Source organism: Salegentibacter agarivorans, from assembly GCF_900113135.1.
GTDB lineage: Bacteria > Bacteroidota > Bacteroidia > Flavobacteriales > Flavobacteriaceae > Salegentibacter > Salegentibacter agarivorans.
The window spans coordinates 62,653-83,628 of sequence record NZ_FOOH01000010.1 but is presented as its reverse complement, the minus strand read 5'-3'; the positions used below and the strand labels follow the sequence as shown (position 1 = coordinate 83,628).

The following is a 20,976-nucleotide window of genomic DNA, read 5'->3' as shown; positions in this document are numbered from 1 at the left end:
ATAATTTCAAAACGTGAAAATACTGTGCATCAAAAGGTAATGCGAAGGCGCTGAAAGAAGTAAATGAAGTTAAAGAACGGAAATTATCATTCTTTTCTACTTTTCCGTTCTTTTTTGACGTCCAAAAGGAAAATGCTCCAGATGAAAAAAGTAAATGATAAAAAAGCTATCATTTTATTTAGTTTCTTTTGATCGATTCTGTGATCCTGAAGGCTGATTTTTAAGTTTTATATTATCAAAATATTACAACTAGCATCAAATTTAATGTCATCAAAAAAATCACACATAAGTCCTTTAGCTTGGGATTCATGGATTTAGAAAAATTCTTGATGATCAATTACTAACTGGTTCACAAAGCGCTAAAAATCCAGTTAATCAATAAGTCTAAAACCTCCCTTTACTAAAAAGCGGTCCTTTTTTGTGAACCCGGGTTCATTAGCGATTCCAATAAATCCTTCAAACGTATTTATAACATTTACGGATTGTTTTCTAAAAGTATACCCATCTTCATTTTCTTCTTCCAATCTAAGTACATACGAAATTTCGTCCTGGGTTATGACAGCCTCTTCTGGTAATGCAAACTGAGTAGATTTATTGGTTAATATATCTGCTTCTACAAACATTCCCACAGAAAATTGATCAACTAAACTATCTGGCAAATGGCCATGTATTTTTAAAGTCCTGCTATCCCTCTCAATTGTTGTTCCTACCAGATAGATTTTAGCATTAAAAGATTCAGAAGACGACTCAGGAATCCTGAAAGTTATATCCTGACCTTCTTTAATTTTTAAAATATCTTTTTCAAAAGCAATTAGCTCAAGGTGCATATGCTTTTTATCAATGACCTCCATTATACGATCTGTCGGAGAAACAAACATACCCCTACTTATATCTAAATTGGTGACCCTTCCGTTAATTGTGGAATAGATTGTAACTTCTGAAGTTATATTGCCCTCCTCCACCCTGGTAGGATTAATATTAAGCATTTTTAATTTCTGCTTTAAACCATTATATCTGGCAAGGTTTTTTCTAAAATCGCTTTCTGCCTGCAGGAATTTTTTTTCTGAAGTTATTTTTTCCTCTAGTAAGGTTTCCTGTCTTTCAAAATCTGCTTTAAGATAATTTAGTTGTTCTGCTACTTCCAGGTACTCTTGCTGGATTTCTATATACTCAGGATTCTCTAATGTAACCAATGCCTGACCAATTTTAACTTCATCTCCAATCAATAGCGGGATACGTTTTACATATCCTCCTATAAAAGCATTTATTGCCACCCGGCTTTCTGGTGGCACATCTATTTCTCCAGTAGTTTTCACCACTTCAGGGAAGCTTTTTTCCACGAGATTACCCAGTTGCATTTGGTTACTGCTGAATTGACTTGGCGTAACAATGACTTCATTGGAACCAAGCTTTTTAGCCTGATCTTTATTCTCTTCAGCATTCTTACAGCTAAGGATTAAAATGGAAAAAAGGATAAATAATGGAAAATTGAGATTTTTCATTCCTGGGGTATTAAATAATTAATAGCAATTACAGTTTGATTATAGGCATTGAGATTCTCTAAATAGGATAAGAGAATTTGATTGGCACTTTCAAGGCTTTGAATGTATTCAAGGAAATCGATTTCTCCGTTTTGATAACTGGAATTAGCAGTTTTAAGAATCTCTGCTGAAAGATCATTCCCTTCATTTTCATAATAAGATAACGCGTGACTGTATTTCCTAAGATCGGCACTTAAGGTTAGGTATTTTGATTTCAGGAAAACCTTAGCATCTTCAGCTTCTTGTAAAGCTCGCTCCTCTGCAATGTCGCTAGATTTTATACGCGCGGCTTTACCTGTAAATAAAATTGGTATTTTAAGTCCTACCTGGTATCCAAATAAATAATTATTTAGTCTGGAATTAGTGCCAGTGAAATAGTTAAGACTTATATCGGGTAATAATTGCTGTTTCCGATAACTAGCATCAGCTTCAAAGAGCGAAATTCTTGCCTTATGGTAATCTAAAACCAGGTGCTCCTCAACTCCTATATTTTTAATTTCCAATTTTGGCAGTTCAATTTTGGCTACATCTAATGATTCATTTGCCTGTACCAATCTTTGAAGGTGCTGCCTGGCAATAATAACAACTTCTCCCGCCTGTTCATACCTTGTGTGTAATTCCCGTTGTTTTGCCTGAGCCGTAATCTTCTCTAAATAATTTGTTTCTCCCAGTTCAAAGCGCCTTGTAGCTGAATGGGAAAAATGTTTATAAATACTATCTAAATAAGCATATACCTGTTGCCGCTCCATCTCATACTGTAAGCGGTAATATGCTGAAGCCAACGCACCTTCAAACTCCATTTCGGTAAGTTCGTAACTCAGGTTTTGGAGATTATACTCTGCTTTATTACGTCTCCGGGCTGAAGTATACACTGTAGGAAAAGAGAAATCCTGTTGTACACCCCATACCTCTAGAGGTTCATTGTTTACAGCCAGATTATTTTGATCGTAATGATAATAAACTTCAGTATTACTAAAATCGAAGGCCGTGTTTATCATGGCTTCAGCTTCTTTTGTACTAAGCTTAGATGCTTTTAAACCTGCGTTATTCTCCCTGGCAAGTTGTTTTATTTGTTCAAAATTCAGGTCTTTTTCCTGGGTGAAACCGGGTATACTAATTAATAGTAATATCAGCATTGTTCCTCCTATAGGTTTATTTTTACCGGGTTTTATACGGATATTATTTCCAAAAATGGAATATAAAACCGGCAGTACTATGAGAGTAAGTAAAGTAGCTGACACCAAACCTCCTATCACTACGGTTGCTAATGGTCTTTGCACTTCAGCTCCAACATTTGAAGAAACCGCCATAGGAAGAAAACCCAGGGCAGCGGCCGAGGCTGTTAAAAGTACCGCACGCAACCTGTCTTTTGCTCCTGAGATTATAAGATCATTATTATGTGGCATACCTTCTTTTTTTAATTCTTTAAAATGTTCTATAAGAACAATTCCATTTAACACTGCAATTCCAAACAAGGCTATAAAACCTACCCCTGCGGAAATACTAAAAGGCATATCCCGACTCCATAAAAGTAGAATTCCGCCAACTGAAGCCAATGGTATTGCTGAATAAATTATAAGTGCTTCCTTAACCGATTTAAAGGCGAAATAAAGCAGAATAAAAATTAAAATAAGTGCGATAGGAACGGCTATAAGTAGTCTTTTCCTGGCACTTTCAAGATTTTCAAATTGGCCACCATAAGCGATGTTATAACCTACGGGTAACTCAATATTATTATTGATAAGTAGTTGTATATCATCTACCACCGATTGCAAATCACGATTACGAACGTTTACCCCTACAACAATCCTGCGACGGGTATCATCTCTGGAAATTTTAGCAGCACCGGTTTGGTATGAGATATCGGCCAATTCCCGTAAGGGTATTTTATCTCCTGAAGGAGAATCAACATATAAGTTTTGCAGGCTTTCAAGATCCTTTCTTTTGCCTTGCTCCAGTCTTACTACCAGGTCAAATCTTTTTTCACCTTCAAAAACATTACCCACAGTTTTACCAGAAAATCCCATACTTACCAGATCATTAAGATCTGCTATATTCAGCCCGTATCTAGCAATTTTAGACCGGTTATATTTGACATTCATTTGGGGAAGGCCTTCAATTTTTTCTACGGTTATATCTGCTGCTCCTTCTACATTGCTTATTAGCTTTTCTATCTCGTTAGCTTTAGTACCTAAAACACTAAGATCTTCTCCAAAGATTTTAATTGCAATATCGGCACGAACTCCAGTTATCAACTCATTAAACCGCATTTCAATGGGCTGTGTAAATTCCACCCCCATACCCGGGATTACGGAAAGAGCTTCTTTAAATTTACCTGCCAGTTCATCTTTACTTTCTGCACTTACCCATTCTCCTTTTGGCTTTAAAGTAATGATCACATCACTTTCTTCCATAGACATAGGATCTGTTGGCACTTCTGCGGCACCTATTCGGGTAACCACCTGATCTACTTCTGGGAAATTATCCAGAAGTATATTCTCAATTTGAGTAGTCAATTTAATAGTTTCACTAAGCGATGTTCCCGTCTTTAGAACAGGTTGAATTACAAAATCCCCCTCATCTAATGTAGGTACAAATTCTCCTCCCATACTATTGAAAATATATATGGAAATTGCCAGTATTAGTAAAGCAAGAACCAGTACCAGTTTTTTGGCATTAAGAGCAAAACGGATAGCAGGATCATATACCCGGGTTAAGAAACGCATTAAGCGGACAGAAAGATTTTTATCTGATAAATTAGATGGTTTTAAAAAAAAAGAAGACATAACCGGCACGTACGTAAAGCAAAGGATCATAGCCCCTATAAGGGCAAAACTAAAAGTAAGAGCCATAGGTTTAAACATCTTACCTTCTACCCCGCTAAGGGAAAGAATAGGTATAAAAACTATTAGTATTATTAGTTGACCGAAAACCGCTGAATTCATCATCTTTGAAGCTCCCGAAAAAGTTATCTTATCTTTTACAAGCCTTCTTTCTTGTTTCTGAAGATTTTGAAGTTCACCTTTTTTGGCAGTGATTTTAAATGCTATAAATTCTACAATTATTACGGCCCCATCTATTATTATTCCAAAATCTATAGCTCCCAAACTCATCAAATTGGCATCTACCCCAAAAATGTACATAAGGGCAAGAGCAAATAAAAGACAGAGCGGAATGACTGATGCCACAACCAGTCCCGATCTGAAATTACCCAGTAAAAGAACCACCACAAATATTACAATAAGACAACCGAGTATTAGGTTCTCCGCAATAGTAAAAGTGGTTTTACCAATAAGCACACTCCTGTCAAGGAAACCATTAATATAAACACCTTCCGGTAAATTTTCCGAAATGATATCTACCCGCTCCTTCACTGCTTCAATTACTTTATTCGAGTTTGCGTCTTTAAGCATCATTACCTGGCCCAGTACCTTTTCACCCTCCCCATTTGCGGTAATGGCACCATAGCGGATGGCATTACCAAAACCTACCTTGGCAATATCTTTTATATAAACAGGATTACTTCCTATTCTTGTAACTACGATGTTCTCAATGTCTTCCAGCGATGTAACAAGTCCTTCTCCCCGAATAAAATAAGCTTGGTTAACCTTTTCGATATATCCACCACCTGCTACGCTATTATTCTTTTCAAGAGCCGTGAAAACATCGGTTGTACTTATGTTTATAGCCATAAGCTTTTCTGTATTTATGGCTACCTCATATTGTTTAAGTTTTCCTCCCCAGCTATTCACCTCTACCACGCCGGGGATGCCGGAAAGTTGGCGTCTTACAATCCAGTCCTGCATGGTACGAAGCTCCATAGCAGAATACCGGTTTTCGTAACCAGGTTTTGTATCAAGAATGTATTGATATATCTCTCCCAACCCTGTGGTTATAGGTCCCATTTCAGGAGTTCCAAAACCTTCTGGAATATTCTGGGAAGCTGATTTAATTTTCTCGGCAATTAATTGCCGTGGTAAATAAGTTCCCATATTATCTTCAAAAACAATGGTAACTACCGAAAGCCCAAATTTTGAAACCGAACGTATTTCTTTTACTCCAGGTAAATTTGCCATTTCAAGCTCTACAGGATAGGTGATGAATTGCTCCATATCCTGTGTAGAAAGATTCTGGGAAGTCGTTATTACCTGTACCTGGTTATTGGTGATATCAGGAACAGCTCCAATAGGAATTTGAGTGAGCGTATAAACACCATAGCCCGCAATAAACAGGGTAAACAGAAGAACAATAAGTTTATTCTCCAAACTGAACTTTATAATTTTTGAAAGCATAAAATTGTGTATAAAACAAATGAACCACAAGAAACATCTTGCAGATAAGAATTTTAAAAACTAAAATTTTATGCTGCTAACCGAGGAGGCTGAAAAATCTTAGATTCTCTAATAGAAGAGTAAGATTCTGAATAAAAAAAGATTGATGGAGTAGTTGAACCTAAAATGACCTTAGAACAAAAATTATCATTAGGTAAGTGAACAAAAACTATAAAATTCTGAATATTAGTTTGGTGGCTAAATGGAAGTTTTTCATGCTCATCTTCTTCCTCCTGATTATCTTTCGCGTGCTTCTCTTTTAATTCGCCATAATGTTTAGAAAGAAAAGTTTCAAAACTATCTCCGTAGGTATTAGCATGAAAATTCACGTGTTCTACTAAATCCCCGATTTGTGCTAAATCCTTAAGGTTTAGAGTAAATCCCTGGAATAAAAACAGCATAGACAGACCAATGGAAAGGATAGCATTCATTTTATAAAGATAAAACCGTTACTGAACGAAGCGCCAGAATTAATTTCAAATATATGAAAGTTATTAATTTAAACTTAGTTGTAAGAAGAATTTAAACCAATTATAAACAGTAAATTTTGTTTTTAAAAAATATCCCTTAATACATTTATAGTCTAAATCTTTTAATCTTCAATTAGCTTGATTATTCTAATCTTTTTCTATTAACTTTAATATTCACATGAAGTCGTATGTTAGATAACAAACCACCAAATCAATCTCCAAAAAATGAAGCGGTTCTTCATTCAGGTGGGAAAAAATTATTTTTCAATAAGGAATATATAGGTGAATTTGTCTATGGAGGTATAGATGGAGCAATTACAACCTTCGCTGTCGTAGCCGGAGCCGAAGGTGCTAGCCTTGGGATTTCAGTAGTGATCATCCTGGGGTTAGCTAATTTAATTGCTGATGGCTTTTCTATGTCTGTAGGTAATTTTTTCTCTACCAAGGCCGAGAAAGATAACTTTGATAAACACAGGCAGTTAGAATATTGGGAGATTGAAAATTTAAGAGAAAAGGAAGTTCAGGAAATAAGGGAGATCTATAGCGCGAAAGGCTTTAGTGGTGAGTTACTGGAGCAGGTTGTAGAAGTAATAACAGCTGACAAGGATGTGTGGGTAGATACTATGATGAAAGAGGAGCTTGATATGGTAAGAGGTGAAAAAACTCCGTATAAAACAGCTGGAGTCACCTTTATAAGTTTTATAGTAGTGGGAGCCGTTCCTCTACTTTCTTATGTATTTATGAGTGATGATACCTCCAACATAAATTCTCAACTTTTTATTTATTCATGTATTCTTACCGCAGTTGCACTTTCAATTGTAGGAGCACTAAAAAGTTTGGTAACCGAAAAAAATGTAATTATAGGAATTCTCGAAACCTTATTATTAGGCGGAATTGCAGCTTTTCTTGCCTATTACGTAGGAGATGTACTGGAAAAGATGTTTTTATAGGAGCTCTATTTAATCCGGTTAGAATAAAATATTATCCCTATATTGCTTATTTCAAAAAATTAAAGATTGCTCGATCATTGTATTAAAATTCATTCCTCACCTGGCTTCTCTTTATTTTTCTTCTTTTCTTGCTCCTTTCTAAGTTGCTCCTGCAACTTTTCCATATCTTTTTCTACCTTCTCATCTAAAACTTTGGCATAAATCTGTGTGGTCTTAAGAGACCTATGTCCTAACATCTTGCTTACAGACTCTATAGGAACACCTTTAGATAGTGTTACGGTCGTGGCAAATGTATGACGGGCTAAATGTGTGGTAAGGTTCTTTTTAATACCGCAAACGCTGGCTATTTCCTTCAAATAAGCATTATATTTTTGATTGGAATAAACCGGCAAAACTACTTTCCCCATTTTTACCTTGGGATGGTCTGCATATTTCTCAAGTATTGCTTTTGGAATATCAAGCAAAGGTACACTGCTTAGTGATTTGGTTTTTTGTCTTTTGGTTTTTATCCATTGCTTACCTTTTGAATCCAAAACGATATCATTTGCGCTCAATTTTTCTACATCAGAGAATGATAGACCGGTATAGCAGCAAAAGACGAAAATATCCCTCATTCGATCCAGGCGCGGAATTTCAAAATACTGTTCCACCAAATTCTGAACTTCAATATCCGTAAGAAATTTTCGTTCGGAAGGTTTCCAACTCCCTTTCCAATGGAAAAAGGGATCTTTTTCTATCCATTGATTCGCATAAGCGATACGGATGATCTTTTTAAAATTAACGATATACTTTTGGGCCGTATTGTGAGCACAGTCTTTTTCCGATTTTAAATAATGATTAAACCCAACAATAAATTGGTGGTCCACATCTTCTACGGGTATGTCTTTTACTTTATAACGATACTTAATGTAATCTTCAATATGCTTTTTACAGGCATTATATCTTTGCAAAGTTCCTTTGGTATATCCTTTTCCGATTAGTTTTTCCATATCATCATTATGATCCTGAAAAATTTCAACCAGCATATACTGCTTCTCCTCCTTGCCCATATAGATATCCTTTATAATCTTCGCAGAAACTCTTTTCCCCTCTCTTAAAAGGCGATCGTGAATATCATATAAGGAAGCTCGCATATCGTCAAGGTATCTTTTTAATGCTTTTGCCTCCGTCGAATTCCCACGGGTGCTATTCGTATGGCTATTCCATTTACCTGCATCAATTTTTCATGATGTTGTAAAATCTGTGCGCTTACTGTTATATGTAAGACGTGCGTAAATAACGGCTTTCGTGTTTTGATTGGAAGTCGTTTTTTTCGGATAAAAAGTAATAAATAGTGAGTTGATCATCGGTGCTTGTTTTAAATATGCACCTCAAGGTATAAAATTTAAGTGTTAAAAAAACGTCGCAACTATTTTATTAACAGGTCATTAGGAGTTTCAAGGTGCATATATTTTCATAAAAAAATATGCACCGAATTCAGCACCAATCACTTAGCATTTTTTGTGATATTTTGAAAGGTTTGGGAATAAAAAAAGCCTCTAAATCATTGATTTTGAGGCTTTTTAGGATATTTTGGTACTTTAAAAGCGGTCTGGACGAGACTCGAACTCGCGACCCCCTGCGTGACAGGCAGGTATTCTAACCAACTGAACTACCAGACCGTTGCTTTATTGCGAGTGCAAATATACATCTGTTTTATTATTACACAAACCTTTTTTTAAATTTTTTCAGCATTATTTTTATACCATTAGGCAAACTTTTGTCTTTCAACAAAATAGGTTGTCAAAATTTTATCGAAGTTTTTATTAATTTCCGCTTCTACATAATTAATCTTGTATTTAGCGCATTCTAATTTCAGGTCAGCAACATATTTTTGTACCGCCTTTTGATAACTTTCTCGAATATTTTCAGAATAAAGATCTATTTCGGCCCCGGTTTCCACGTCGGTAAATCGTTTCGGGATATTTTCAAAGTCAAATTCTAATTCCCGCTTTTTATCCATTACGTGAAACAAAACAACTTCGTGCCTATTGTATTTTAAATGCCGCAAAGCTTCAAAAAGTGCTGCTTCTTCGGTATCGGCCTGGAACATATCGGTAAACAAAAACACCAGGGAACGGCGTTTTAACTTTTCGGCAATTTGATGTAGAAAAGTGTAAGTTTTAGTTGCTTTATGAGTTGTTTTCTTTTCAAGACTTTTATTAAGCGCATCCAGTAACATATGCTGATGGCGATCGCTGCCTTTTTCAGGCGCGTAAAACTCAAATTCATCACTATATATGCTAAGACCCACAGCATCTCGCTGGCGTTTTAAAATCTGCATAATACTGGCGATAGATAATACCGAAAAACCGACTTTATTAAGTGAGTCTGCCGAAAATTTCTTCACCTCAGGATAATGCATCGAAGCCGAATTATCCATTATAAAATGGCAACGCAAATTGGTTTCTTCTTCGTAGCGTTTTGTGTAGAGTTTATCGGTTTTGGCAAAAAGCTTCCAGTCTATATGTTTGGTGCTTTCGCCGTTATTATAAATCTTATGTTCGGCAAATTCCGCAGAAAACCCGTGAAACGGACTCTTGTGAATTCCCGAAATATGACCTTCTACCACCTGTTTCGCCAAAAGTTCTAACTGGGTAAACCCCGCCGCCGAACTATATATTTCTTCCTTTAAATCCATCCTGTACTAAGATAAATAAAAGCCGCTGTTTTAAAACTAAAAAACCGGCAATAAAAAACCCGGTACAAGACCGGGTTTTCAAATTATATAAAATGCTAAAATTTATAGCAATTCGTCTAAAGCCTCAGCATAAGTATTTTTTGGTGCAACACCTACCTGGCGGCCTACTACTTCTCCATTTTGAAAAATAAGCACGGTTGGGATATTTCTCACTCCGTATTTCGCAGCAAACTCCTGGTTAGCATCAACATCTAGTTTTCCTACAACGGCTTTCCCGTCATATTCAGTACTAATTTCCTCAATAATTGGTCCTACCATTCTACAAGGTCCACACCATGCAGCCCAAAAGTCTACCATTACAGGTTTGTCACTTTTTAGTACCTGCTCTTCAAAATTCGCATCAGTTATTTCAATAGCCATAATTATCTATTTTTAATTTCTGTTATTATCATTAAAGTGTAAAATTAGTCAAATATTTTTGCTTTCCTTACACAAGCGATATTGTATTTAATTATACGCTTATTCAACTCGTTTATTTGGCGGTTTCCCCACGCTCGTAGCGCGGGGTCGGGCTTTCAGCGCTACACGGTAGCTTGCTTCAATACCTAACCGGAAAAATCAGTTTCTAGTTGGCAGTGAGCAGTGAGCAGTGAGCAGTGAAAAATAAATATTCGTGCATTCGTGGCCTTAAAAAACATATTACTGCATACTGCTACTGAAAAACTGCCAACTGAAATCAATTCAACTTATACATTACCTGTTCATCTTCCAAAGTATGTAAAAGCTCTTGTGATATTTTTACTTTTTGTTTCTTGCTCGGCATATGTAATTTCACCTGTTCTTTCATTTCATAAACCACAAAATTCAGTTTATGGTCACCTCTGTGGGTTCTAAAAACATCTTTAAACCAATTGATTTTCTCCTCGTGCAGATCAGCAATATCCAGTTGAATCGTTAGCTTTTTCGCAAATTGATCCATCACATCGTGCAGCAAATAAATGTTATTGAACTGAATTCTTGGCTCTCCCTTTTTACCGGTTTCTTTATTGGTCCAGCCTTCTTTTACAAAGATCTTGATATGCACAAAAGAATTCGGCACCAAAAAATGTCTGAATTTTAAATATTCCTCTCCAAACATCCTAAACTCATAGGTATCGGTATAATCTTCAACCGAAAACATCGCCCAGCCTTTACCCATTTTTGAAACCCTGTGCTGCACATCACTAATCACACCCCCAAAAGTTAGGTCACGGTTTACGCATCTTTCCAAATCATTAAATTCTCCCAATTTGGAGTTACAGAAATAATCCATCTCATACCTAAAATCGTCCAGCGGGTGACCCGAAATGTAGATTCCTACCACTTCCCGTTCTCTTCTCAGTTTTTCCATAGTGCCCCACTCTTCACAAGGCGGCACAACAGGTTCGGGAATTTGGACCTCACTGGCTTCCCCAAATAAACTGACCTGGGAAGAGTTTTCATTTTCCTGGAATTTTGCAGCATATTTTATCACTTTCTCCAAGAAGGTAATTCCGTCGCCATCATCGTGAAAATATTGCGCACGGTGTGTATCTCCAAATCCGTCGAAACCGCCCGCTAAAGCAAGATTTTCAAAAGCTTTTTTATTAGCCGAACGCAAATCGATACGTTTCGCCATATCAAAAATAGATTTATATGGTCCAGCTTCTGTTCTTCGGTTTTCTACAATAGTAGCAACAGCACCGGAACCCACACCTTTTATAGCGCCCATTCCAAAACGAACGGCATAATCTTTATTTACCGAAAACTTATAAAAAGATTCATTCACATCTGGCCCCAACACGTCAAGCTTCATTCGCTTACATTCTTCCATAAAGAAAGTAACCTGCTTAATGTCGTTCATATTATTAGAAAGCACCGCTGCCATATATTCCGCAGGATAATGCGCTTTTAAATAGGCGGTTTGGTAAGCAATCCAGGCATAACAGGTAGAGTGAGATTTATTAAAAGCATAAGCTGCAAAAGCTTCCCAGTCTTTCCAAATCTTCTCTAAAACATCTCTTGGATGACCTTTTGCTTCACCACCATCCAAAAATTTTGGCTTTAATTGCTCCAGCAAAGCGAAGATCTTTTTACCCATCGCTTTACGTAAAACATCGGCTTCACCTTTACTAAAGCCGGCCAGCTTTTGCGAAAGTAACATCACCTGCTCCTGGTAAACCGTAATTCCGTAGGTTTCCTGGAGGTATTCTTCCATTTCAGGTAAATCGTAGGCAATTTCCTCGTGGCCGTGCTTTCGGGCAATAAAACTCGGGATATATTCCATTGGCCCGGGACGGTACAATGCATTCATAGCAATAAGATCATCAAAAACCGTTGGCTTAAGATCTTTCATATGCTTCTGCATTCCCGGCGATTCATATTGAAAAATCCCTACCGTTTCCCCACGTTGGAAAAGCTTGTAAGTCTCTTCATCATCTAACGGAAATTCATCGGGCACCAAATCTATATTATGCCTGCCTTTTACAATTTGAACCGTATCTTTAATCAAGGTTAACGTCTTTAACCCCAAAAAGTCCATTTTTAGTAGTCCGGCGCTTTCTACAACCGAGTTATCAAACTGTGTAACATAAAGATCGGAATCCTTTGCTACCGAAACCGGCACATAATTAGTAATATCTCCCGGAGTAATAATCACCCCACAAGCGTGAATCCCGGTATTCCTAACCGAGCCTTCAAGAATTCTCGCCTGGTTTACTGTTTGTGCTTCCAGGTCATCCCCTTCAGCTATATTTAAAAGTTCGTTTACTTTTTCCAGATCTTCACTCCTGAATTTCTTTTTGAGTTCCTTCTCATCCATTCCAAAGATCTTCCCGAGCTTTGACATGGTAGGGATCAATTTCGAGATCCTATCGGCATCTCCTAAAGGAAGATCCAGCACCCTGGCGGTATCTCGAATGGAAGATTTAGCAGCCATGGTTCCGTAGGTGATGATCTGTGCCACCTGGTTAGCACCATATTTTTGAATTACATAATCCATAACCCGGCTTCGACCTTCATCATCAAAGTCAATATCAATATCGGGCATACTTACACGATCGGGATTTAGGAAACGCTCAAAAAGCAGATCGTATTTAATGGGGTCTATATTGGTAATTCCTAAACAATAGGCAACGGCACTTCCAGCCGCTGAACCACGGCCGGGCCCAACCGAAACATCCAGATTCCGGGCCTCGCGAATAAAATCTTCTACAATAAGAAAATAGCCTGGATAACCGGTATTTTCAATAACCGAAAGCTCAAAATTAAGTCGGTCTTCAATATCGGGAGTGAGTTCCCCGTAGCGCTCTTTAGCACCAACAAAAGTGATATGTTTCAGGTATGCATTCTCCCCTCGTTTACCACCATCGTTTTTATCTTCCTCAACTAAAAATTCTTCAGGAATGGTAAATGCAGGTAAAAGTACATCACGAGCCAGCTCAAAAGGCTCAATCTTATCTACAACCTCCTGCACATTACTAATGGCCTGAGGTAGGTCTTTAAAGAGATTTTTCATCTCTTCGCCACTCTTAAAATAATATTCCTGGTTTGGCAAACCATAACGGTAACCACGACCACGACCTATTGGAGTCGCCTGCTTCTCGCCGTCTTTTATACACAATAAAATATCGTGGGCGTTGGCATCTTCTTTCGCACAATAATAGGTGTTATTACTAGCCACCAGTTTTACATTATGCTTTTTAGCAAAATCTACCAGCACTGTATTTACACGATTTTCATCTTCCTGGTCGTGACGCATGATCTCTATGTAAAGATCTTCGCCAAATTCTTCTTTCCACCAAAGCAAAGCTTCTTCAGCCTGGTTTTCTCCAACATTTAAAACCTTACTCGGCACTTCCCCGTAAAGGTTACCGGTAAGTACAATAATATCTTCTTTGTACTCCTTTATAATCTCCTTATCAATTCGCGGCACATAATAAAACCCATCGGTATAAGCTTTAGAAGACATTTTGGCCAGGTTGTGATAGCCTCTTTTGTTCTTGGCCAACATTACTACCTGGTAGCCATTATCCTTTCGGGATTTATCAGCGTGATTTTCACAAACAAAAAATTCACAGCCTACAATAGCTTTTAATTCCCTGGCTTCTGCCGGTTCGTTATTGGCAACTGCCTCTTCATTTTTTGCTCTAATTGCTTTATTATAATCGCCAATTTCTTTTACAAAATGAAAAGCGCCCATCATATTTGCATGATCTGTAAGCGCTACAGCAGGCATATTATTTTCTACAGCAACATTTACAAGATCTTTTATACTAATTGTAGACTGTAAAACCGAAAACTGTGAATGGTTATGTAAATGCGAAAAAGGAACCTCATCAAGCTTTTCAAGGTTTTCCTCAATTTCTTCAGTAGTGATTTCTGAAGTAGGTTGTTGCTTTTGAAGCCTTTTTCTTATTTCTTCGGAGGCCTTTTTAAGGTTAATGTGTTTTAATCCAATAAGCTCTATAGGCTGCGGATTAGCTTCTGAAAAATTCTCAAAATAATCTGCAGGTACATCAAGCTGCTCCTTTGTAAAAGCTCTTTGACGCACTAATTCTAAAAAACACCTGGTAGTTGCCTCCACATCGGCAGTGGCATTATGGGCTTCGCCAAAAGGTTCATCGAATAAAAATTCGTGTAATTCGGTTAAGGTGGGTAATTTAAATTTCCCGCCACGCCCACCGGGGATTTTACACATTTGTGCGGTTACTTCGGTACAGGTATCCAAAACCGGTAACTCCTGGAGGTTATTTTCCATCGCTTCCCTATGGAATTCGGCCCCCATAATATTCAGGTCAAAACCTACATTTTGCCCTACTACAAATTTGGTTTTATTCAGCGCTTCCTGGAATTTCTCTAGCATTTCAGTTAAAGAGATTCCTTCTTCAGCAGCAAGCTCGGTAGAAATTCCGTGGACTTTTTCAGCATCGTATGGAATATTGAAACCTTCGGGCTTTACCAGATAATCCTGACTTTCAACAAGCCGCCCCATTTCATCATGTAACTGCCAGGCAATTTGTATACATCTTGGCCAGTTATCAGAATCGGTTAAAGGAGCATCCCAGCGTTTGGGAAGACCGGTAGTTTCGGTATCAAAAATAAGGTACATGTGCGGCGAAAATTAGGAATTAAGCTGAATATGAGATGTTTATTTCAGAAGAAAAAACACCTGCTTCGAGGCTAAAATTACATATAATTTAGCGCAGCCTCAAGTTAATTTTTCAGGATTTATTAACGATACTTTTTCACTTAAAAGAAGTTCCTATTTTGCATAAATAAAAAAACCTCACAAACACCGTTTCCGGTAAGTTGTGAGGTCTATACGAACACTAAAAACTACTACTTCAATCAAACATCTGTTCGTACACTTTTACGTTATTAATGCTGCTTTGTATATTTTGTTGCTGCCTGTTAAGTTTAGAACTTAAACTTGGCGGTAAATCTTTTTCTTTAGTTATTTCTTTATAATCTTCTAAAGCGGCCTTTTCCCCACGCAAGCTTTCTTCCAGCATAGCTTCATCATTGTCACTCTCTACAGAAGATTTTAACTTCATCCAGGTGCGGTGGATATCTCCTTTTGCACTACCATCTTCTTTGGGTATCTGGCCATAGCCTGTAATCTCTTCCCTTAATTCTTTAATAAAGATTTCCCGCTCCTGTGACTTTTGTTTAAAAAACTCCTGAAGCTTCCTGTTTTTTGCATTTTTAGATGCAGCGTTAAAGCCTTCTCGTGCATCATAACTCTTTTCAAGTAATTCGTTGAGCTTATTGCCCATTTCTTCTTTGGTTCTCATAGTTGATTAATTTTTTATTGACAATTAGGCTTCTAATTCCAGACTCTTTAATTTATTGAGTGAGGCTACTATCCCATTCTTTTGTTTTAATAATAGATTTGCCGTTGTTGGCGGTATTTCGGGATCTTTTAAAACCTCTTCATACTCATCTACAGCTACCTTCTCGCCCCTTATTGCTTCTTCCAGCGAAGCTTCATCTTTATTTCCTGAAAAATTTGTTTTTAGGTTCATCCACGTACGATGGGCGTCACCGGCTAAACTGGAACCTTTTTCGGGATTTTCCCCAAAATCACGGATTTCAGTTTTAAGCTCGTGGCCAAAATCGTATCGTTCCTGAGCCCTTTCAGAAAAAAAAGCTTTAAGCTGTGGGTTTTGAGAGTTTTCAGAAGCATATTTATAGCCTTTCTCGGCATCATAATTCTTTTCAAGTAAGGCGTTCAATTTTTTTGAAACTTTTTCAGGATATCTCATCTTCACTTCGCTTTTTTAATAAATTCAGTTATAAAGATAAAGCGCCCAATCTACAGCAACAACCTGTTTAACAGGGTTTAGCACTAATTAACTGCTTTTAACAACAGCGTCTTATTTTAACCTAAAAACTTCCCAAATTCGGTGATTTATAGCCTGCCGGCATCTAAAATTTATTTTAAGTCCAACTCCTTGTGAATTAGAAAAATGTAGTATCTTTGCAGCCTTATTAATAATCGGGGTCGGGAACCCCACAAATTAATTTTTATGCCAGTAAAATTAAGATTACAAAGACACGGTAAAAAAGGAAAACCTTTTTTCTGGATCGTAGCCGCAGATGCGCGCTCAAAAAGAGATGGTAAATTCTTAGACAAATTAGGAATCTACAATCCAAACACCAACCCTGCTACAATCGAGTTAGATGTAGACGGAGCGGTAAAATGGTTAGAAAACGGTGCGCAGCCAACAGACACTGCTCGTGCTATTCTTTCTTACAAAGGAGTTTTACTTAAAAAACACCTTGCAGGTGGCGTTAAAAAAGGCGCTTTAACTGAAGAAGAAGCTGAGAAGAAATTCGAAGCCTGGTTGGAAGAAAAAGAAGCTAAAATTGCTGCTAAGAAAGATAACCTAACCAAAGAACAACAAGAAGCTAGAAAGAAAGCTCTTGATGCTGAAAAAGAGGTGAACGCTAAGCGTGAAGCTGAAGCAAAAGAAGCCGAAGCGGCCGCTGCTGCTGAAGCCGAAGGTGCTGCGGTAACCGAGGAGGGTGAACCTGAGGCTAATGTGGAAAAGGAAGTTGATCAAGAGACTGCCGAAGAAGCAAAAACCGAAGAAAAAAAAGGCTAAAACCTTAACTGGCGATGACTAAAGACGAATGTTTCTTTTTAGGTAAAATCGTTGGTAAATTTAGCTTTAAGGGCGAGGTGCTTATTAAATTAGACACCGATGTTCCCGAAATGTATTTAGAAATGGAATCAGTGCTCATTGAATATAATGAGAACCTGGTTCCATTTTTTATTGAAAGAAGTTCGCTGCAAAAAAGCACCTTACTTCGCGTTAAATTTGAAGATATTGAAACCGAGCAGGATGCCGAAGACCTTGTAGGCGCTCTTACTTATCTTCCACTTACTATGCTTCCAGAGCTGGAAGACGACCAGTTCTACTTTCACGAAATTATAGGTTTTGACGTAATAGATGCCACCCACGGTAATATTGGCAAAATCACTTCTATAAACGATAGTACTGCACAGGCTCTCTTTGAAATTCAAAAAGGCGAAAAGCAAATCCTTATCCCTATGAACGATGAGTTTATAGATAAAATAGATAAGGAAAACAACACCATTTATCTAACTACTCCAGAAGGTTTGGTGGAGTTGTATCTCAGTTAGCAGTTTTTAGTAGGCAGTTTGCAGTGATGGTTTTCACCTGACGCAGAAATACATTCATGATAACTCGTCATACTGAACTTGTTTCAGCCTCTAACAACTTAGACCCTGAAATAAATTCAGGGTGACGATAAGTGACAAATCGTTCCAAAATAAAAAATCCGTTCCCCAATACCAGGAAACGGATTTTTCAAATTATATAATCTTTAAACTTTTAACCTACAATATTTACAATTTTACCTGGAACTACAATCACTTTTTTAGGTGTTCTTCCGTCTAATTGTTTCTGAGTTCTTTCATCTGCCATCACGGTTTTTTCGATTTCATCTTTTGGCATATCCAGTGGCAATACCATTGTAAATCGCATTTTCCCATTGAAAGAAACCGGATAGTTTTTAGTGCTTTCTACCAAATATTTTTCTTCAAAAACCGGATATTCAGCCGTTACTACAGATTCTGAATGCCCTAATTTACTCCAAAGTTCTTCTGAAATATGAGGCGCATATGGCGCAAGTAAAATCACTAGCGGCTCCAGGATTTCCCTGCTATTGCATTTTTGTGCTGAAAGTTCATTTACACAAATCATAAAAGTAGAAACCGAAGTATTGAAACTGAATTCCTCGATATCTTCAGTAACCTTTTTAATGGTTTTATGCAGACTTTTCAAAGAATCGGCTGAAGCTTTTTCTTCCGAAACTTCAAATTTTTCCCCACTATGATACAATTTCCAAAGCTTTTTCAGGAAATTATGCACCCCGGTGATTCCAGCGGTATTCCAGGGTTTTGCCTGTTCCAACGGACCAAGAAACATCTCGTACATTCTTAAAGTATCAGCTCCGTAATCTTCACAAATATCATCGGGGTTTACCACGTTGTACTTGGATTTAGACATTTTTTCGACTTCGCGACCTACTATATAAGAACCATCCTTTTCGTTTAAAAATTTAGCATCCTTAAATTCGGGACGCCATTCTTTAAAACCTTTAATATCCAATTCATCAGAATGATTAACTAAAGAAACATCAACGTGAATAGGCTGAACCTGATTCTTTCCAACCAGACTTTTAGAAACCAGCACGTTCTCTCCTTCCAGTCTATAAACAAAAGCACTCTGCCCCAGGATCATCCCCTGGTTAATCAACTTTTTAAAAGGTTCTTCTACCGAAAGTTGTCCACGGTCATGCAAAAACTTTGTCCAGAAACGGGAATACAATAAATGGCCGGTGGCGTGTTCACTTCCGCCTATATATAAATCGACGTTCTCCCAGTATTTTTGAGCTTCTTTAGAAACAAATTCATTATCGTTTCCGGCATCCATATAGCGGAAAAGGTACCAGGAACTCCCGGCCCAACCCGGCATAGTATTTAATTCCAGTGGAAATACCGTTTTATCATCTATCTCCTTATTGCTTACCACCTCGTGGGATTTTGTGTCCCAGGCCCAGGTAGTCGCATTTCCTAATGGCGGTTCGCCGGTTTCGGTAGGTAGATATTTTTCAACTTCGGGAAGTCGCAAAGGTAAATGCTGGGCATCTATCATTTGCGGCATTCCGTTTACGTAATAAACAGGAAATGGCTCTCCCCAATAACGCTGGCGGCTAAATACCGCATCGCGCAATCTATAATTTGTTTTTCCGTAACCGTGACCGGTTTTTTCTAATTCCAGAATCACTTTTTGCAGCGCTTCTTTATATTCCAGGCCGCTAAGGAAATCGGAGTTCGCGATTACCGTACCTTCTTTTCCGGAGAAAGCAGCCTCAGAAATATCGGTGTTTTCAAAAATATTAGGAATAGGAATTTCCAAATGTTTTGCAAAATCATAATCCCGCTGGTCACCACAAGGAACCGCCATTACGGCACCGGTTCCATAACCGGCAAGCACGTAATCCCCAATCCAGATTGGTACCGGTTCTTTGGTGAAAGGATGCTCGGCATAAGCCCCGGTAAATACACCGGTTATACTTTTTACATCGGCCATACGTTCACGCTCACTTCTTTTTGCACTGGCAGCGATATAGGCTTCAACTTCTTCTTTTTGTTGCGGGGTTGTAATCTTTTTAACCAAATCATGTTCCGGCGCTAAAGTCATAAAACTCACGCCAAAAATAGTATCAGGTCGGGTAGTAAAAACTGAAATCCTTTTTTGATGTTCAGCGAGGCTTCCATCATCTTTTACTTTTTTCAGAGTCTCACCGTATAAATTGAAATGAACCATTGCCCCAACCGATTTCCCGATCCAGTTACGCTGACTTTCTTTCAAGCTTTCGGTCCAGTCCAGTTGATCTAAACCTTGTAATAAACGCTCTGAAAATGCTGAAATTCGCATAATCCATTGCGTCATTTTTTTTCGCACCACGGGATAGCCTCCACGCTCTGAAACGCCGTTTACAATCTCGTCGTTAGCTAAAACGGTTCCCAGTTGTGGGCACCAGTTTACTTCGGTTTCAGCTAAATAGGTTAGTCTATATTTTAATAATATTCTTTGCTTTTCTTCAGAAGAAAAATTATTCCAGCTATCTGCAGAAAAATCTTCCACATCATCATCGCAGGCAGCATTTACCCGGGAATTCCCTTCAGCAGCAAAAATTTCTTCTAATTCTGAAATTGCCCTGGACTTTTCAGCTTCCATATCATACCAACTTTCAAAAAGCTCAATAAATATCCACTGTGTCCATTTATAATATTCGGGGTCACTGGTGCGCACTTCCCTGCTCCAATCAAAAGAAAAACCTATTTTATCGAGTTGCTCGCGGTATCTTTTAATATTCTTCGCCGTGGTAAGCGCAGGATGTTGCCCGGTTTGAATTGCATATTGCTCGGCAGGCAAGCCAAAACTATCGTAACCCTGTGGATGCAAAACATTAAAACCTTTGTGACGTTTGTAGCGAGCATAGATATCACTGGCAATATAACCCAGCGGGTGTCCTACGTGAAGTCCGGCACCAGATGGATAAGGAAACATATCCAGCACGTAATATTTTGGTTTATCTGATGAATTGCTGGCACGAAAAGTTTGGTTTTCGGCCCAGTAGTTTTGCCATTTGGCTTCAATTTCGTTAAAGTTGTAACTCATTGTTATATTTTTCTTACCTGCTAAATTACGCGCAACGCGACTTTTTATTAATGCCTGCAAATTTACAATTTTAAACCACTTATGGGAATTTAGGTGTAATGGATTAGAAGATAAGTTTCTATCTGAAACAAATCTTAATACCAAATAGAAACAGTTTTAAGACTTCCTTAATGCAGCTTATCCTATTATTTCAGTAGATTTATAGGGAAATGGTGATTTCAATGGCTATGATTTTAAATTTTCATAAAAAAATCATCCTAAAATT

At 37.8% G+C, this 20,976-nt stretch carries 13 protein-coding genes and 1 tRNA gene; 3 read left to right on the top strand and 11 right to left on the bottom strand.

The window, feature by feature from the left end:
- Positions 1-371: 371 nt before the first annotated feature.
- The 3 genes from BM084_RS09155 to BM084_RS09145 form a co-directional block, all read right to left on the bottom strand.
- Positions 372-1,502, bottom strand: a complete 1,131-nt coding sequence (locus BM084_RS09155; RefSeq protein ID WP_093304432.1) for an efflux RND transporter periplasmic adaptor subunit — start codon at positions 1,500-1,502, stop codon at positions 372-374.
- Positions 1,499-5,833, bottom strand: coding sequence for a CusA/CzcA family heavy metal efflux RND transporter (locus BM084_RS09150; RefSeq protein ID WP_093304430.1), 4,335 nt, complete (start codon positions 5,831-5,833; stop codon positions 1,499-1,501). The genes BM084_RS09155 and BM084_RS09150 overlap by 4 nt, the downstream gene beginning before the upstream one ends.
- A 68-nt stretch (positions 5,834-5,901) precedes the next feature.
- The gene (locus tag BM084_RS09145) at positions 5,902-6,303 is read right to left on the bottom strand and encodes a hypothetical protein (RefSeq protein WP_093304427.1); all 402 of its coding nucleotides are present in this window, start codon (positions 6,301-6,303) and stop codon (positions 5,902-5,904) included.
- A gap of 227 nt (positions 6,304-6,530) precedes the next feature.
- Here BM084_RS09145 and BM084_RS09140 point away from each other — a divergent pair, with 227 nt between their 5' ends.
- Positions 6,531-7,292 (top strand): VIT1/CCC1 transporter family protein, encoded by a 762-nt coding sequence (locus tag BM084_RS09140; protein WP_093304424.1) that lies wholly within the window; start codon positions 6,531-6,533, stop codon positions 7,290-7,292.
- 89 nt (positions 7,293-7,381) lie between these two features.
- Here the strand turns inward: BM084_RS09140 and BM084_RS09135 are convergent, their stop codons facing one another.
- From BM084_RS09135 to BM084_RS09105, 7 genes are all read right to left on the bottom strand, one after another.
- Positions 7,382-8,425 (bottom strand): site-specific integrase, encoded by a 1,044-nt coding sequence (locus tag BM084_RS09135; protein WP_245764362.1) that lies wholly within the window; start codon positions 8,423-8,425, stop codon positions 7,382-7,384.
- Positions 8,426-8,879: 454 nt separating this feature from the next.
- A tRNA-Asp gene (locus tag BM084_RS09130) sits at positions 8,880-8,953 on the bottom strand.
- An 86-nt stretch (positions 8,954-9,039) separates the two neighbouring features.
- Positions 9,040-9,972 carry a DUF58 domain-containing protein gene (locus tag BM084_RS09125; RefSeq protein ID WP_093304422.1) on the bottom strand — a complete coding sequence of 311 codons (933 nt, stop codon included), beginning with the start codon at positions 9,970-9,972 and terminating at the stop codon, positions 9,040-9,042.
- Positions 9,973-10,074: 102 nt separating this feature from the next.
- Positions 10,075-10,392, bottom strand: a complete 318-nt coding sequence (gene trxA / locus BM084_RS09120; protein ID WP_075325050.1) for a thioredoxin — start codon at positions 10,390-10,392, stop codon at positions 10,075-10,077.
- A gap of 316 nt (positions 10,393-10,708) precedes the next feature.
- The gene (gene dnaE / locus BM084_RS09115; protein WP_093304419.1) at positions 10,709-15,100 is read right to left on the bottom strand and encodes a DNA polymerase III subunit alpha; all 4,392 of its coding nucleotides are present in this window, start codon (positions 15,098-15,100) and stop codon (positions 10,709-10,711) included.
- 235 nt (positions 15,101-15,335) lie between these two features.
- Entirely contained in the window at positions 15,336-15,785 is a 450-nt protein-coding gene (locus BM084_RS09110) for a ferritin-like domain-containing protein (protein ID WP_075325052.1), read from the bottom strand.
- 24 nt (positions 15,786-15,809) lie between these two features.
- Positions 15,810-16,256, bottom strand: a complete 447-nt coding sequence (locus BM084_RS09105) for a ferritin-like domain-containing protein (protein WP_075325053.1) — start codon at positions 16,254-16,256, stop codon at positions 15,810-15,812.
- Between the two features lie 264 nt (positions 16,257-16,520).
- On the opposite strand from BM084_RS09105, the gene BM084_RS09100 reads away from it, so the two are divergent.
- On the top strand, positions 16,521-17,099 hold the full coding sequence (locus BM084_RS09100) for a 30S ribosomal protein S16 (protein WP_075325054.1): 579 nt from the start codon (positions 16,521-16,523) through the stop codon (positions 17,097-17,099).
- 14 nt (positions 17,100-17,113) lie between these two features.
- Positions 17,114-17,641: a ribosome maturation factor RimM gene (rimM, locus tag BM084_RS09095; protein WP_075325055.1), complete on the top strand. Its 528-nt coding sequence runs from the start codon at positions 17,114-17,116 to the stop codon at positions 17,639-17,641.
- Positions 17,642-17,852: 211 nt separating this feature from the next.
- On the opposite strand, the gene leuS is transcribed toward rimM, so the two are convergent.
- The gene (gene leuS, locus BM084_RS09090; protein WP_075325056.1) at positions 17,853-20,711 is read right to left on the bottom strand and encodes a leucine--tRNA ligase; all 2,859 of its coding nucleotides are present in this window, start codon (positions 20,709-20,711) and stop codon (positions 17,853-17,855) included.
- Between the last annotated feature and the right edge of the window lie 265 nt (positions 20,712-20,976).

Bases quoted from the DNA above. Each gene is read 5' to 3' on its own strand.
- leuS (WP_075325056.1), bottom strand. From the start codon at position 20,711: ATGAGTTACAACTTTAACGAAATTGAAGCCAAATGGCAAAACTACTGG.
- BM084_RS09135 (WP_245764362.1), bottom strand. From the start codon at position 8,425: ATGCGAGCTTCCTTATATGATATTCACGATCGCCTTTTAAGAGAGGGG.
- trxA (WP_075325050.1), bottom strand. From the start codon at position 10,392: ATGGCTATTGAAATAACTGATGCGAATTTTGAAGAGCAGGTACTAAAA.
- BM084_RS09105 (WP_075325053.1), bottom strand. From the start codon at position 16,256: ATGAGATATCCTGAAAAAGTTTCAAAAAAATTGAACGCCTTACTTGAA.
- BM084_RS09110 (WP_075325052.1), bottom strand. From the start codon at position 15,785: ATGAGAACCAAAGAAGAAATGGGCAATAAGCTCAACGAATTACTTGAA.
- BM084_RS09155 (WP_093304432.1), bottom strand. From the start codon at position 1,502: ATGAAAAATCTCAATTTTCCATTATTTATCCTTTTTTCCATTTTAATC.
- BM084_RS09100 (WP_075325054.1), top strand. From the start codon at position 16,521: ATGCCAGTAAAATTAAGATTACAAAGACACGGTAAAAAAGGAAAACCT.
- BM084_RS09140 (WP_093304424.1), top strand. From the start codon at position 6,531: ATGTTAGATAACAAACCACCAAATCAATCTCCAAAAAATGAAGCGGTT.
- dnaE (WP_093304419.1), bottom strand. From the start codon at position 15,100: ATGTACCTTATTTTTGATACCGAAACTACCGGTCTTCCCAAACGCTGG.
- rimM (WP_075325055.1), top strand. From the start codon at position 17,114: ATGACTAAAGACGAATGTTTCTTTTTAGGTAAAATCGTTGGTAAATTT.
- BM084_RS09145 (WP_093304427.1), bottom strand. From the start codon at position 6,303: ATGAATGCTATCCTTTCCATTGGTCTGTCTATGCTGTTTTTATTCCAG.
- BM084_RS09150 (WP_093304430.1), bottom strand. From the start codon at position 5,833: ATGCTTTCAAAAATTATAAAGTTCAGTTTGGAGAATAAACTTATTGTT.
- BM084_RS09125 (WP_093304422.1), bottom strand. From the start codon at position 9,972: ATGGATTTAAAGGAAGAAATATATAGTTCGGCGGCGGGGTTTACCCAG.